Below are 14,796 nucleotides of genomic sequence, written 5' to 3'. Positions count from 1 at the left end.
CAATTATTCTCCCATTACATTGAGCCTATGATTTCGTGGCTGCAGTATAATCCGCACTGGGCGTTATTTTTTACTTTTTTGGTTTCCTTCTCTGAATCCTTAGCCATTATTGGCAGCATCATTCCTGGTTCAATCACTATGACCGCGATAGGTATACTGGCAGGTACCGGCGTAATGCGTGTGGATTTGACACTGATAGCAGCAATTTTAGGAGCCATTGCAGGCGACAGCATCAGCTATCTTATTGGATACACCTTCAGAGACAGTATTATTTCTATCTGGCCGTTTAAACGTTATCCCAACCTTTTAACTTATGGTAAAGATTATTTTAAACACCACGGTGGTAAAAGTGTGTTGATTGGTCGCTTTGTGGGCCCGCTCCGCTCGATCATTCCGGTTATTGCCGGCATGATGGGAATGAGCCAATGGCGTTTTTTCATCGCCAATTTTATTTCAGCTATCGGCTGGTCCCTGCTTTATGTTCTGCCTGGAGTATTGATTGGGGCAGCAAGCTCCGAGCTTTCGCCAGAAAGTGCAGCACGCCTCCTGGTAGTCGTCTTACTATTACTCGGTTTAATCTGGTTATTCAGTGTAGTTTTAAAGTGGATAATCGTCAGAGTTAATCGATTATTACGTATAAGTCTGCATGACTTTTGGTCCTGGTCAAGCCGGCACCCGCATCTGGCTTCGATTATCTCCAGATTAACGCCTGCCAATGAAAGCAATCATTATCAAACAGCGGGATTATGCCTGGTATTTCTTGTCTGTTTGCTATGTTTACTGATTATTTCCTTTATGGTTTACGATCAGAAAGGTCTTTTTGTATTAAATCAGCCCGTTCATTTATTTCTACAGAGCTTGCGCGGAATTTCCTTCGACAGCTTTTTTATCATTCTGGTATCGGTAATTAGCCCCATTAATTTACTGGCAGTGTGCGCCGGGGTTTTCATCATCTATTCCTGGCAACACAATTGGCGGCAGGCGGCCTACTGGATCAATCTGCATTTAAGCTGTGCATTGCTCATGTTATTCATTCACTGGCTGATACCAAGCGCCAGACCAGAGGGTCTGTTAAATATTCAGAGCGGTAATTCCTATCCTTCCATTGGTCTGAGCTTTGCAACTGCCCAATATACTATGCTTATGTACTTCAGCAATGATTTGCATAAAAACAGAGTTACCAGAACATTTAACAGTCTGGCTATATCAGTATTAATTCTGGCGGGTTTTGGCACTATTTATTTAGGAGATCACTGGTTGACAGATATCTTGTCAGCCTATATGGCTGGATTAGGCTTAAGCACAATTCACTGGCTGTTTTATCGTCGCAAAATTTCTCTTATCGTCAGTCCTCTCTGGCTGAGATACTTTCTACTGGGACTTATTCTTGCCGGCACCTTGCTGAGAACATTGCTGCATCATGATCAGGAAATTAAAAACCACCAGCCTTATTATGCGCAGTATGTTTTTACCGATGACCGCTGGTGGAATCAGACAGCTCCTCTTTTGCCTGCGTTTCGTACAAACCGAATCGGCAAACCAATTGCTTTATTTAATGTGCAGTATGCCGGTTCCATCAATCATCTGGAGGAAGAGTTAGCCCGTCAAGGCTGGCGGAAGCAAAATGATTCACTGTTCTATGCCCTGCTTAAACGTTTTAGTAAAAATTATTCTACAGCAATTCCTCTGATGGCCCCGCTTTATTTAAACCGAAAACCAGTCCTGGTAATGACTTTTAAACCAGGCCGGCGAAAACCTATGCTCATCCTGAGAATGTGGCGTTCAAATTTTCATTTGAAATCAATGAAGCAACCTCTATGGCTTGGCACACTGGAATCGCATCAGCCCCCAAAGCTGTACAGTAAGGAAAAAACCTATACTATCAATATTCTGCACTTCCCTTTGTATTATATGAGCAAGTCTCTTCACATCTTTCCCCAGAAACAGATTAAATTCAATCTTGCGCGCCATCAGGGAGTCGAAGTTCCAAAAGAGACGGTTATACTGATCATCAAAGATCTGCCGCAACGAATTCCAGAAGGATCTGAACAAAAGTTATAACCTTTGCTCATCTCAATCTGATTGACGCGCAAAATCCTGATCAGCCACAAATCTATTACTTGATCTTTCATAAGCTGTAGAGCAATATAACTAACATCAGCTTATCGCGCAGGCTAGGCAATAATCCCATAGGTGTAGATTAATTCAGCGCCAAGATGTCTATTTAAGGAATATAATATGATTTCATTGATGAATTCTATCTATTTTATTTTTCCACTTATTAGTCTGGTATTACTCGCCTATGGTTTCAAATCCAGTCACAAAAACTATATTTCTCTGGCACTTTGGCTGAGCCTTATTGCGGTATTGCTGGAATACAAAACAGCAGGTGGTGAAATTCTTGGCAGTTATTTCAATTACAAACATGCTGCTGTCTACTCTCTCAATCTAATGGTTCTGATCATTTGTATTGTTTATCTGCTGTGTTATTCGTTCAGACAGTCTAAAAGCATACTTTATCGTTATATATCCGGTTTAACAGCAGCAATCGCAATAACTGGTGCAGCAATATTAATAAGCAATTTATGGATCAATGCGTTTTTCATCGAACACCGGCTTCAAAACACACCACTTCTACAGGTGGCAAGCTTCCAACAAGTTGAATACTGCAACTATAGTTATGTTTTTTATAAAATAAACCCTGAAGGTAACGTTCAATACATGTGTCCCAATTATTATGGTCTGCTTCCATCAGTTGGCGGTTTACGCATTCCCCCAGCCCATGTTTTAAAGCAGCTCCCGCCTCAGTTACAGGCTAAATTCACTCATTCAGGGGTTAATTCAAAAATGCCGTAAATACTCATTTTGATTGCTGTTGACAATTTGTTCTATTGATTATTTTTTGGTACTATCGTGAAAAATTTATCTCATAAAAAGACCATGCAACGACTGCTAATCAGCTTATTAATTATATTTAGCCAGTCATCTCTGGCAATGGCTCCCAAATTGAATTGGAACCAAGCCGTTGATAATGCCATTATCAGATATGGTTTACGTACCGAGCCTGAATTAATTCGTTTTTTTTCCAAAGCGAATGTGGCTTATCCTCCCAAAGAAATAGCCCTGCTCGCCTTTAAACAGGAAAGGCAGATTGAGTTATGGGCTAAAAACGATAATCATGACTGGAAACACATCCACACCTATCCATTAACTGCATTTAGCGGCCGCCTGGGCCCTAAACTAAAAGAAAGAGACGGACAAATTCCGGAAGGTGTCTATAAACTGGTTACATTTAACCCTTTTAGCAGTATGCACTTGTCAATGATGATTAATTACCCGAATAATTTTGATCGACTGCAAGCAAGTAAAGATGGGCGAACAAAATTGGGGGGTGATATATTTCTGCACGGGAAATCACTCTCTGTTGGCTGCCTTGCTGTAGGAGACAAGGCCATTGATCAATTATTTCTTTTAAGCCGCAGAGTAGGTCTTAACAATATCAAGATGATTATTGCGCCCAATGACTTACGAGTTGCCAAACCAGCGACTTCAAATTTTGCTCAACCCAGATGGCTGCCTGAGTTATATAAACAAATCACTGATGCCTTGCATCAATTTCCAAAGAATAAAAAAATAGCTTGATGACCGTACTATCAACAACTGATAAAGGTCTGTCTTTTCCGCGTAGGCGGAAAGCCATCCACGATCCGGCACAGTACCCGCGATGAAAATAGATTCCTGCCTTCGCAGGAATGACACAGCAAGCATATAAGTGGAGTGTGATTCATGGGGATATACATCATTTCGAAGCCGGAGCTTTATTTAGCCTTTCCAAAAGACTAAAATAATTATTTTCACAGAACTGATGCATGATCCTGGCCGTAGCGCCCCATACAAATTTGCTTTCATGAAGAAATCGAATAGTTTTGAATGTTAAGCCCCCTTTTTTAAACTCAATCTCCTGATAATTAGCTTGTATACAGATCTGATCAATCGGCAGCATAAATAGTTCAGAAACCTCTGCAGCATTGAGCGTGAACGGCTCTACTGAATTAACTGAGGCAAACCATGGATGGATAATATAACCAGTCAGAGTATGCTCTTTTTCCATTGGGCAAATTAATCGAACCCGATCAGCTGCGATACCCAGTTCCTCATGCAACTCGCGTAAACCGGTGTCCTGGAGACTTCGATCTTCTTCTTGCCAACCACCGCCAGGAAAACAGATTTCCCCGGGGTGGCTGCGCAGAAAAGGATTGCGTATAGTCAGCAGCAATGATTTGCTCTTTTCTTCAAAAAGAACGATGACCGCGGCTATCTTATTTTCCATTCTCTAACAATCCTTTCAGGATGGGATTAATTTTAATAAAACACTCATCATATTCCTTATCACACTCTGAATCTATTACGATACCCCCACCTGCGGCAAACAAGAGTTTATTCCCTTTTGCAGTAATTGTCCGAATAGCAATATTCGTATCAAATCGCCCATGATTGGAGAAATACCCAATACATCCACAATAAACCCCACGAGCAAAGGCTTCACTTTCAGCTATCACTTTCATCGATTCCAATTTTGGAGCCCCCGTGATCGAACCACCAGGAAAACAGGCCCCAAACGCTGCAAACATACCAATATCTTCCCGGCATTCCGCTTCAATATGACTGACTAAATGATGAACGCCTTTATAACTTTGAAGTTCGCATAACCCAGTAACACTGACGCTGCCTGTTTTCGCAATTTTCCCCAGATCATTTCGAAGTAAGTCCACAATCATTATGTTTTCAGCACGATTTTTTTCAGAATTTATCAATTCCAGTCTTGCTGCATTATCGCGTGCTTCATTTTCATCATTCCTGGCAGTACCCTTTATTGGAGAAGTCGTTACTTTGCCTTGCGTATAAGTCAGAAAGCATTCGGGAGAAAATGATAAAATATCTGCATTTTCAAGCTTAATGAATGCACCATAGGGAACAGGATTTACTGCTCTAATTGTTTGATAAATAGCATAACTGTCCCCATCATAACCCATAGAAAAGCCTTGAGTTAAGTTAGCCTGATAACAGCGGCCATGAAATAGCGCTTCCTGAATAAAACGAAACGACTTTTGATAATCATCACAGGAAATAAATGAGCATAGGGGGAGCTGAATTTTGAACTCACCATCCGTAACGGCTCCCTTTCCTGCCTCCAGCCATAACTCCGCCATAGCAGCGGCAATTTCCGGAGTTTCCTTCCTGGTATTCGCAGCGAATAAACTCACTTTTTTTAAATGATGATCAACTATGATTGCCCAGTCATATAGCCCCAGGTGAAATAATGGCATACCCTCCATGTCAGGGTGGGTTTTCATCTCTATTCCAGCGAGCTGACAAGCCAGATCATAGGAAAAATAGCCTATTGCGCCTCCCTGAAACGGCAAATCGCAGCTTGAAGGGACAGGGGGCAACAATGAATCGAGATAAGTGAACAGATTATTTAAATCCGATAGATGCTTTTCATCAACAAGCTCATATGGGAATGCTGTCAGAATATCAAAACGACCTCGAAGTTGATCTGCACTTTCAATAAGCACAAAGCCAGTTAATTGACTAAATTTACTATAGTTATGACATAAATTTGACGGATAAGATAATTCTAATATATTATACTCGAACAAGTTACATCCTTTTTGTACAATTTAACCTAATAATGATAATTTAAATTGAAAAAGGATTCCATTAAATTTCTCAACTATCAACTGCATATGAAAGTAAGTTTTCTAAAGGTTATACCTAATTCTGCCCTCCTCTGGGAGTACAATCCTGAATCCAACACAGCCGAATATATTTTTAAGACAGAGAGTGATCTGCTTAAAGTGGTGACACCCCGAGCCGCCATTGTGGACGCCATGAGACAAATTAATGGGATCCGACTAGAGGACAGCCGTGCGGTCATTGATGACGTAAAGGAATTTATAAAAACTTATCCGATGCTGGAAGTACCTATACAACAATCAGTTCCGGAAAAAACAGGTAAAGCCTCAGACATAGAAAAAACAAACCTGCCCGGTTTTTCCATGTTCAAACGCAACACATCAACTCGTATCCAGGGAAGCAAAGCCACCAAAACCCAGAGGGCATCTTTATCACTGGAAAACTATTCAGAAAATAGAGAGCGAACAAAGAGTCAAATCGCTGATGCCTCAACTGAAGACTCCCGTCATTCTGTACAGTTGCCAATTATGCGCCAAAGCTCCCCCTTGAAACCGCTTGATGCTGCCGCGCTATCCGGTAAAGCTTCCTACATCCCGGGAAGTTTTAATATCGACACAATCATTCCAAAAGACAGATCACCTGAAGCCTGGCGCCAAACCCTGGTGTTTCTTGATGCGCTTGGTGAGAAAACAACTAAAGACAAACAAAAAAGTGCTATGCAACTGTTAAGAGATGAGCAGGATATCATCAAGGAATTACATCTAGTCGAGATGACCAAATTATATGAAATCAAAGGGTCACTCATCCGAAAACTTAAAAAATTTCTCGATATTATTGAGAACGCTTTACCGCAGGTCGATTCTAAATACCCTTTTCCCGCAACAATCTTTTCTTATTTTCAAAGGGCCATTGTTGAAGCGATGGTAAATACCGAAGAAAATCTCAAAGCCTACGGAGAGATTAATGCCAGAACCAGCAAATCCAAATCAGAGGCGGCGCGATTTATAAAACGCCAGGCTGAAAAATCGGAACTGGTAATAGGTCGCTTATTAGCTTTTCATTATTTTACCAGCTCTGAGTTAACTCAGATTCAAGACGATAATCTGTCGCTGCAATCTTTTCTGGCACAAGTCAAAATCAAACTTAAACCCAAACGTCAGAAACTTGATTTATTACTAGCGGGAATGACACAGCTTATTCTTGAATCTCTTGAATATGAGTGGATGTTCAAAAAAGAAATTGAACGTATTTCAAATGAGTGTTCTAAACATCCTCAGCAAATTGAAATTGCCATGCTTGAATCCGAAAAAGATGGACAGGCGCAATGCATGTACTCTATTTATGCCTTGATCAAAGGGGTTATCGCACCTTCGGAATTACATAAAAAATCCAGTAGCGAACTGGATCGCTTTATTTTTTCATTAATGGGCGATCTGATTAATTATGTGAAAGTACAATACTATTGTATCTCCCCTTTTGTTGGCAATATCAGCTTAAAGGGCACCTGGAAAGACGAGCATAAAGATCCAAGAGATTTCTATATTTATGAGGACTTTGCAGTGCAATTAAGGAGCTCTTTAAAAGCGCTGGTTACGCCCCTCCTTTATTCAAGTGGTAAATATGCCTTTCCCTCGGAAGAAAAACGGTTTAATTCAGTAAATGATTCTACCGAGGAAAAACTGGTCCCTTTTAAAACGCTTTTGCTAAATCACCTTATCGAGAGCATCAATAAGCTCATCAAAAATGCCACGGATAATATAGTTCCTGCTACCAGCAACGCTGGTGAGAAAACTGAAGATACAGGTGTATACGAATCAGCAGAAAAGGAAAGCTCTTCATTAGCTCTTTAGAAAAAACTGTTTCAAACAAGGATGGTTTTTAAGAGAAATAATGAGTATTCTATGGCGATATGTTGTGAACAAGGAGAAAATCCGTGACAACAGTCGCCCAGTTTGAAATTCAATTCAACCAGTGTATTAATGAAAATGGTGAGGCCTGTGCTGTCCTACCTGATTTTGCGAATGAGGATCAGGTTCTGCAGGATCTTTACCGTATTATGGTAAGGACACGCATCTTTGATCGGAAAGCCATCGCATTACAGCGTACAGGGAAGATGGGAACTTATGCACCTATCAATGGCCAGGAAGCAATATCAACGGCCATAGGTCATGCCATGCGCCCGGAAGACGTGCTTGTTCCCTATTACCGGGATTACGCCGCGCAATTCCAGCGTGGTGTAAAAATGTCGGAAATTCTTGCTTATTGGGGTGGCGATGAACGTGGAAGCCATTTTGCCAATAACAAGGAAGATCTCCCAATTTGCGTGCCAATCGCGTCACAATGCCTGCATGCAGCAGGCGTAGCCTTTGCCTTTAAATACCGTCATCAATCTCGTGTGGCCGTAACCTGTATCGGCGAAGGCGGTACATCGGAAGGTGATTTCTATGAAGCAATGAACGTCGCCGGCACCTGGAATCTTCCCGTGGTTTTTATTGTTAATAACAACCAGTGGGCTATTTCAGTACCTCTTTCCAAACAGACAGCAACAGAAACTGTCGCACAGAAAGCAATCGCCGCCGGTTTTACAGGCGTACAAGTCGATGGAAATGATGTAGTAGCCTGCCGTAAAGTCATTGGCGAGGCCATTGAAAGGGCCAGACGCGGTGAAGGACCAACGCTCATCGAAGCATTGACTTACCGGCTTTGTGATCATACCACAGCAGATGATGCAACCCGCTATCAACCTCAGAATGAAGTCGATGCAGCAAAACCTAAAGAGCCCATCAGCCGATTTCGTCATTTCCTTGAAGCAAACAATTTATGGGATGCGGCTCGTGAAGAACAGCTAACTATTGAAGCCAGCACTGAAGTTCAGGCAGCAGTTGATGAATATCTTGGTCAGAAAAGGCAGTCAATTACCAGCATTTTTGATTATCACTATGAAACCTTACCCGATTATCTGATTGAGCAGCGGGCCATTGCAATGGAGGAAGCCGACAATGCCTGAAATTACCCTCATAGAAGCAGTCACCCAGGCACTGGCTTATGAATTGGCACATGATGAAAACGTCGTTGTGTTTGGTGAAGATGTCGGCAAAAATGGCGGAGTGTTCAGAGCCACTGTCGGCCTCCAGGAACGTTTTGGCGAAGAGCGGGTTTTTGATACTCCTCTGGCGGAATCGATGATTGCCGGATTGTCAGTGGGAATGTCAGTTCAGGGGATAAAACCCGTTGCTGAATTCCAGTTTATGGGTTTCATTTATCCTGCATTTAACCAGATTCTTTCTCATGCCGCGCGTATGAGAAATCGAACTCGCGGCCGTCTGCACTGTCCGATTGTTTTCAGAGCTCCCTTCGGCGGCGGTATTCGTGCACCTGAGCATCACTCAGAAAGCACTGAAGCCCTTTTTACTCACATACCTGGTTTGCAAGTGGTGATCCCCTCCTCGCCCAGAAGAGCCTATGGATTATTATTAGCGGCAATCAGAAATCCTGATCCGGTAATATTCCTTGAACCTAAACGTATCTATCGTCTGGTGAAGCAACCTGTTGAAGATAACGGTGAAGCCCTGCCTCTTGGAAAATGCTTTACTCTGCAACAGGGGAGCGATGTCACTCTGGTCAGTTGGGGCGCCAGCATTCATGAAACCATGCAGGCTGCCAAACAATTACAGGACGAAGGCATTTCCTGTGAAGTGATTGATGTGGCAACTATTAAGCCTTTGGACATCGAAACAATTATTAACTCAGTTGAAAAAACCGGCCGCTGCGTGATTGTCCATGAAGCAGCAAGAACCTGTGGGGTTGGTGCAGAAATATCGGCTCAATTAATGGAAAACTGTCTTGGTGATTTACAGGCTCCCGTTCAACGGGTAACGGGCTATGATACGGTAATGCCCTATTTTCAACTTGAAAAATTTTACATTCCGAGTGTCCAGCGTATTAAGGACAGCGTACTCAGTATAATGGAGTAATTATGAATATTTTTAATCTGCCTGATTTGGGTGAAGGTCTGCCTGATGCTGAAATTCATGAGTGGTTTGTAAAGGAAGGCGACCAGGTCAAACTGGATCAACCGCTGGTGTCTATGGAAACTGCAAAAGCGGTAGTAGACGTTCCCTGCCCTCAGGACGGCACCATCGTTAAATTATTTGGAAAGCCTGGCGATGTACTGAAAACAGGTACCCCTTTAGTGGCTTTTGCTGAAACAACCGCGGCAAGAACTGACAAAGGCACTGTGGTCGGCAATCTCGAAGAGAGCCATGATGTCAGTGAAGATAATTTTACAATCGGCTCAATAACCCCCTCGGCATCTGAAAATAATAAACGCCCTAAAGCGACGCCTGCAGTACGCGTTTTAGCTAAAAAATTGGGCGTGGATTTGTGTACCCTGGCTGGTACAGGTCAGCATGGGATGATAACACGTGACGATGTGGAACGTGCCGCAAGCCCTAAAACAAGCATACCCGAAGGATTTGAACCTTTACGTGGTGTACGACGTGCGATGTTAAACAGCATGGTTCAATCTCATCAGGTTATCGTACCGGTCAGCATCTTCGATGAAGCCGATATTGAAGCCTGGCAACCCAATCAGGATATTACTGCCCGCCTCATTCGTGCAATAGCGGATGGTGCAAAAAAAGAGCCTGCTCTCAATGCCTGGTTCAACACAGAACATTCTGCTCGTAAATGTTTTGAAAGTGTTCATTTGGGGCTGGCAATGGATACAGAAGATGGATTGTTTGTGCCGGTTATTCATGATGCAGATAAAAAATCAGCGCAGGAACTAAGAGCCATCATCGATGAATTTAAAAAATCTGTCCGTGAGCGAGCAGTTCCCGCAGATAAGCTAAAAGGTGCAACAATCACCCTGTCAAACTTTGGAAAATTTGCGGGCAAATTCGCAAGCCCGATTATTGTTCCACCAATGGTTGCAATTTTAGCCGTAGGCCGTTTGTACAGCGGGGCAGTTACCGCAAATGGACAGATAAAATCCCACCGCTTACTTCCGCTTTCCCTAAGCTTTGATCACCGAGCTGTAACCGGTGGAGAAGCCACCCGTTTCCTGGGTGCTGTGATTGAGTCATTGCAAAAACCGGAATGATTTAGCTGACTTCGTACCGCGGCTTGTTTGCGGTACGTAGAGAACAAACCTGGCAACGTAGGTCGGGCGCTTTCGCCCGACATTTCAATATTATCTCATTTGTTTATTTTGAGTGAAATAATCAAATGTCGGGCGAAAGCGCCCGACCTACACTTATCATCTAACCATCTTATGATGAGTATTCAAAATTATAAGCGCTTGTTGTGCGTCCGCTTGTCCAGCCGCTGCCGCCCGGTTGATCCACAACCATGCCTTTTCACGGTCTTCAACAACCCCTCGTCCATAGTAGTACATGTAACCCACAGCATATTGTGCATCTGGCTGGCCGCCTTCCGCTGCAGGCAAGAGGTGAATGAAGGCTTTTCTATAATTCTCTGCACGGAAACAGGCAATCCCTTCATCAAAATTTACAGCTCTGAAACAGGCCGTCTGTAATAAACAACAAATTAAGAGAATGATTAATTTTGAAACTAATCGCATACTGGCTAATCCTTAAAAAGCGGCTTGACCGGCCCATCAAAATGGAGCTGGTTTTTAGGTAACTTGATGCTCTCTAAAGCACCATTATGCAAAACAACGATATCCTGCTCATTGATTGATTTAATCGTTGCGCCACCCGGTAAGCTATCTCCAATCACATAAAGCCGCTCCTGGCCTCCAGCAGAACGTATCAATACCTGAGAGGCGTTTTTTTCCGGCGAATACATGATTCCTACTATCTCAAGATCAAGCATTGATTCTTTAATATCCTGGCCTGATAAATTAACAGGAACATAAACGCCAAACAATGCCGCCTTAAAAATAGCGGACTTTTTATTCAGCTCTTCCTGGCTCGGTCCAGGCTTGACCCTCTCAATATTTAATTCAGCAGAACTCTGCTCCTGTGACTTTACAGCAAGAGAGTACATTTCAGTAAGGAATAAGGCCAGGAAAATCGTAAACATGAGTATTGCGATTAATTTCACCGGCTCGCCGAGCAGTTCGGAATTTAGTTTGGTCAGCCTCACAACACTCTGATAGATTGAAATAATTACCCTAGTTTAAATTAAACAGCATCGGGTTTAAACTGCAAAAACGAAATTTAGCCCTCATTCTGATGATTTCTATTCCGACGATTGAGAAGAGGGAGGTATCTAGGCTATATTGAACAAATAACAGGATATTTTGCCAAGGACTTGTAATGCAAACACAAAATGAAGCACCTCACGTTCGATTAGCTACAATGTCTCGATGGTATGTCGTCTCAAGAGCTATTCATGCCATTGCTTCTCTTGGAATCGCAAATTGCATGACAGAAACACCCGTCAGTGTTAAAGAAATAGCAGCAAAAAGCGGCACAGATCCCGAACTCCTAGGCAGGCTTATGCAGTTTTTAAGCTCCTATGGCCTATTTGAGTACCAGACACCTGACGCCTATGCATTGACAGAGCTGTCAAAACCGCTTCGCGATGATGATCCTCATTCTGTGCGGGATGTCTTACGGATGGTTGATGATAACTGGTGGGATGCTTTTTCAATGCTTGATCAAAGTATAAAAAATGGTAAATCAGCATTTGAACATAAACATGGCGAAGAATTTTTTACCTTTCTTAGCAATCATGCCGAAAAGCAGGCAAATTTCGATAGAGGCATGGCTAAACTCTCGACCTATGATGATGAGCCTATTGCGAAATGCTACAACTTTGGCCAGTTTCAGTCGCTGGCTGATATGGGGGGCGGCCGTGGGGGAATGGCTAAGGCAATTCATAAGTATTATCCGGAACTATCTATCACAGTATTTGATACTCCGTCAGTTATTGATCAGCTGTCAAACTCTGACTTTCCCTCCGAGATACAATTGCAGGCCGGAGATTTTTTTGCTGAAATCCCCATGGTCGATGCCTATTTATATAAAGGGGTTCTTCATGATTTTAATGACGAAATGATGAAGACCATTCTCACTAATTGCTATCAGCGCATGCCGCAGTTTTCCACTTTACTGATTGCGGAACAGGTCATGCCCGTTAATGATCTGCCGCATCCTAACAAAACGATGGATATCGTGATGATGGTATTATTGGATGGCAGGCAACGCTCACTGGCTGAGTGGCAACAATGCATTGAACCCGCAGGTTTTGAATTTGTGAATAGTTACCCGACCTCAAGTGTTTTTACTCTAATGGAGTTTAGGCGAAAATCCTAAACTTCAGGAAAGCCATTGCCTTTCACTCAGAAACGATAGGCATGGCTTTCCTTTCGACTGAATTGATTTAGCTCATAAGTTCTAAGCTCGATAGTGCATTCCCCTGCCTCTACCTGAATCAGATAAAAACTGTTTCGATCATCGCGAGTTCGCTGGCATGACAGAGACCCCGCATGCAGCAAAGCGAACGACTCCTGGCCCTTTTTTTCGAGAAAGCTGACATTCGCATAATGCAGATGTCCGGTGCAAATCAGATGAACAGCAGACTTTTTAAGTGATACAATAAATTCGCGTGTGTTGCTTAATGGCCTGTGCAAGCCTTCAAAATGCTGAAAGTTGTGATGGAAAAAGAGAATATTTAACTTATTTTCAGCCTCACTAAAATAAGTTTCAATTTTCTTTAAACTATCCGAAGAAAGCTTACCGTCTTTTATACTGTAAGGATTAACGCTATTGAGTCCCAAAATGCGGACGCTTTCATTTTCATAGCTCACTTCCATTGCATTTGAAATAAAGTGCCGATATTTATCAAACGGGGTAAGAAAGCGCTGAATTAAATCAAATGCAGGAACATCATGATTTCCAGGAACAATCAGAACCTTGCCGGGCAGACGGGAAATGAAGGCTTTCAGATCACGGAATTGTTGAGAGCGGGCGCGATGAGTCAAATCACCAGAAATAATAATAATTTCCGGCTGAATTGCAGCCGCTTCTATCAAAAAACGATGTATTATTTCCTGTCGATGTAATCCAAAATGTAAATCGGATATGTGAATAATTTTCATGAGCTAACCAGCAATTTTAGTGAATCGGGTAATAATTGATATTTTAATGGCAAACTCATTTTATGAGCATCACCATCCAGAGATACACTGATTTCTTTATATTTTTCAATATTAATTTCTAAAGGATAACTGCTGCAGGTCGCTTCAAAATGATTATTGTTTCCCAACAAGACATCGAAAATTTTAGTAATCTCTATTCTTCCATGCTTTAAATAATAAACTCCCAGCTTATGTTCATTGAAGCTTTCACGAGCGAATTTAGCAGGAAACTCCCAGCTATAGCAATTATTACTAATCATAATAAATGATGACCGAAGGCGAAGATCCATTTCTTCACCGTTAAGCCTGATGCTGTATGTTTTATGTGTGCGCAGAGCGTGTATAAAACTGGGTATATAGCCCAGCCATTTGTTAATCCGTTTGGCATAGGAGTCTCGTTTTTTTGCAAAGCGCGGATAAAATCCGATGGAAGAATTATTTATAAATACATGGTCATTGACCTTGGCAATATCAATTTTTTTAACAACAGGAGAGTGAAGAACATCAATGAGCTCATCAATCGTTGTTGCCAACTTTAATTCTCTGGCAAAATGATTCAAAGTACCTAAGGCCAATACGCCCATTGTGGTTGTCGAATTGACTAGCAACTGAGCGGCACTGCGAAGCGTTCCATCGCCTCCGCCAATTAGAATTAAGTCGAATTTCTTCTGGCAAAGTCTAATGGTGTCCTCAAGAGATTCCGGCGCTACAGAAAAAAACTGGTACTGGAATCCTGCTTCCGACAATCGCGATAAATAGCTATCGATTTTCTCTGCATTTCGTGCCTGTTGGTTAACAATGATAGCAAAATTTCTGGTATCCAGATTACTCATTGTTATACAGGGCGAAATGAACGGTTAGAATGTGCATGCTTACTCATCCATGAAATTTAAGAAGTATTATTAATTGTAATCTAATCGTTATCAGTAATCGAGGGACATGATGAGACTGTCATTACGTTGTTCGTAACTCTCCAGGTATGGCATCCT

The 14,796-nt window shown here is 42.2% G+C and carries 14 protein-coding genes; 8 read left to right on the top strand and 6 right to left on the bottom strand.

What is annotated here, in order from left to right:
• The first annotated feature begins 27 nt into the window (after positions 1 to 27).
• The 3 genes from LXA66_RS08235 to LXA66_RS08225 all read left to right on the top strand — a co-directional run bounded on the left by LXA66_RS08235 (position 28) and on the right by LXA66_RS08225 (position 3,642).
• A complete protein-coding gene (locus tag LXA66_RS08235) occupies positions 28 to 2,061 on the top strand; it encodes a bifunctional DedA family/phosphatase PAP2 family protein (RefSeq protein WP_233012744.1) in 2,034 nt (677 codons plus the stop codon).
• A 177-nt stretch (positions 2,062 to 2,238) separates the two neighbouring features.
• Entirely contained in the window at positions 2,239 to 2,856 is a 618-nt protein-coding gene (locus LXA66_RS08230) for a type I secretion system protein LssZ (protein ID WP_233012743.1), read from the top strand.
• Between the two features lie 84 nt (positions 2,857 to 2,940).
• A complete protein-coding gene (locus LXA66_RS08225) occupies positions 2,941 to 3,642 on the top strand; it encodes a murein L,D-transpeptidase family protein (RefSeq protein ID WP_172458260.1) in 702 nt (233 codons plus the stop codon).
• A gap of 157 nt (positions 3,643 to 3,799) precedes the next feature.
• On the opposite strand, the gene LXA66_RS08220 is transcribed toward LXA66_RS08225, so the two are convergent.
• Positions 3,800 to 4,330 (bottom strand): CoA pyrophosphatase, encoded by a 531-nt coding sequence (locus tag LXA66_RS08220; protein WP_233012742.1) that lies wholly within the window; start codon positions 4,328 to 4,330, stop codon positions 3,800 to 3,802.
• Entirely contained in the window at positions 4,320 to 5,660 is a 1,341-nt protein-coding gene (gene pabB, locus LXA66_RS08215) for an aminodeoxychorismate synthase component I (RefSeq protein WP_233012741.1), read from the bottom strand. The genes LXA66_RS08220 and pabB overlap by 11 nt, the downstream gene beginning before the upstream one ends.
• A 45-nt stretch (positions 5,661 to 5,705) precedes the next feature.
• Here pabB and LXA66_RS08210 point away from each other — a divergent pair, with 45 nt between their 5' ends.
• From LXA66_RS08210 to LXA66_RS08195, 4 genes are all read left to right on the top strand, one after another.
• Positions 5,706 to 7,547 carry a hypothetical protein gene (locus tag LXA66_RS08210; RefSeq protein ID WP_233012740.1) on the top strand — a complete coding sequence of 614 codons (1,842 nt, stop codon included), beginning with the start codon at positions 5,706 to 5,708 and terminating at the stop codon, positions 7,545 to 7,547.
• 83 nt (positions 7,548 to 7,630) lie between these two features.
• A complete protein-coding gene (gene pdhA / locus LXA66_RS08205) occupies positions 7,631 to 8,704 on the top strand; it encodes a pyruvate dehydrogenase (acetyl-transferring) E1 component subunit alpha (RefSeq protein WP_233012739.1) in 1,074 nt (357 codons plus the stop codon).
• Positions 8,697 to 9,671, top strand: a complete 975-nt coding sequence (locus LXA66_RS08200; RefSeq protein ID WP_112219670.1) for an alpha-ketoacid dehydrogenase subunit beta — start codon at positions 8,697 to 8,699, stop codon at positions 9,669 to 9,671. Before pdhA ends, LXA66_RS08200 begins: the two co-directional genes overlap by 8 nt.
• Positions 9,672 to 9,673: 2 nt before the next feature.
• Positions 9,674 to 10,801, top strand: coding sequence for a dihydrolipoamide acetyltransferase family protein (locus tag LXA66_RS08195; protein ID WP_233012738.1), 1,128 nt, complete (start codon positions 9,674 to 9,676; stop codon positions 10,799 to 10,801).
• 156 nt (positions 10,802 to 10,957) lie between these two features.
• On the opposite strand, the gene LXA66_RS08190 is transcribed toward LXA66_RS08195, so the two are convergent.
• Together LXA66_RS08190 and LXA66_RS08185 are read right to left on the bottom strand one after the other, a co-directional pair.
• Complete coding sequence (locus tag LXA66_RS08190; RefSeq protein WP_233012737.1) at positions 10,958 to 11,281, bottom strand: sel1 repeat family protein; 324 nt, start codon at positions 11,279 to 11,281, stop codon at positions 10,958 to 10,960.
• A gap of 5 nt (positions 11,282 to 11,286) precedes the next feature.
• The gene (locus LXA66_RS08185) at positions 11,287 to 11,745 is read right to left on the bottom strand and encodes a type II secretion system protein N (protein WP_233012736.1); all 459 of its coding nucleotides are present in this window, start codon (positions 11,743 to 11,745) and stop codon (positions 11,287 to 11,289) included.
• A 236-nt stretch (positions 11,746 to 11,981) separates the two neighbouring features.
• On the opposite strand from LXA66_RS08185, the gene LXA66_RS08180 reads away from it, so the two are divergent.
• Complete coding sequence (locus tag LXA66_RS08180; protein WP_233012735.1) at positions 11,982 to 12,983, top strand: methyltransferase; 1,002 nt, start codon at positions 11,982 to 11,984, stop codon at positions 12,981 to 12,983.
• Between the two features lie 26 nt (positions 12,984 to 13,009).
• Here the strand turns inward: LXA66_RS08180 and LXA66_RS08175 are convergent, their stop codons facing one another.
• Entirely contained in the window at positions 13,010 to 13,768 is a 759-nt protein-coding gene (locus LXA66_RS08175) for a metallophosphoesterase (protein WP_233012734.1), read from the bottom strand.
• Complete coding sequence (locus tag LXA66_RS08170) at positions 13,765 to 14,640, bottom strand: diacylglycerol kinase family protein (protein ID WP_233012733.1); 876 nt, start codon at positions 14,638 to 14,640, stop codon at positions 13,765 to 13,767. Before LXA66_RS08170 ends, LXA66_RS08175 begins: the two co-directional genes overlap by 4 nt.
• Positions 14,641 to 14,796: the final 156 nt, after the last annotated feature.

It is taken from the genome of Legionella sp. 16cNR16C (genome assembly GCF_021297775.1).
GTDB lineage: Bacteria > Pseudomonadota > Gammaproteobacteria > Legionellales > Legionellaceae > Legionella_C > Legionella_C quinlivanii_A.
This window is presented reverse-complemented; position numbering and strand designations above follow the sequence as displayed.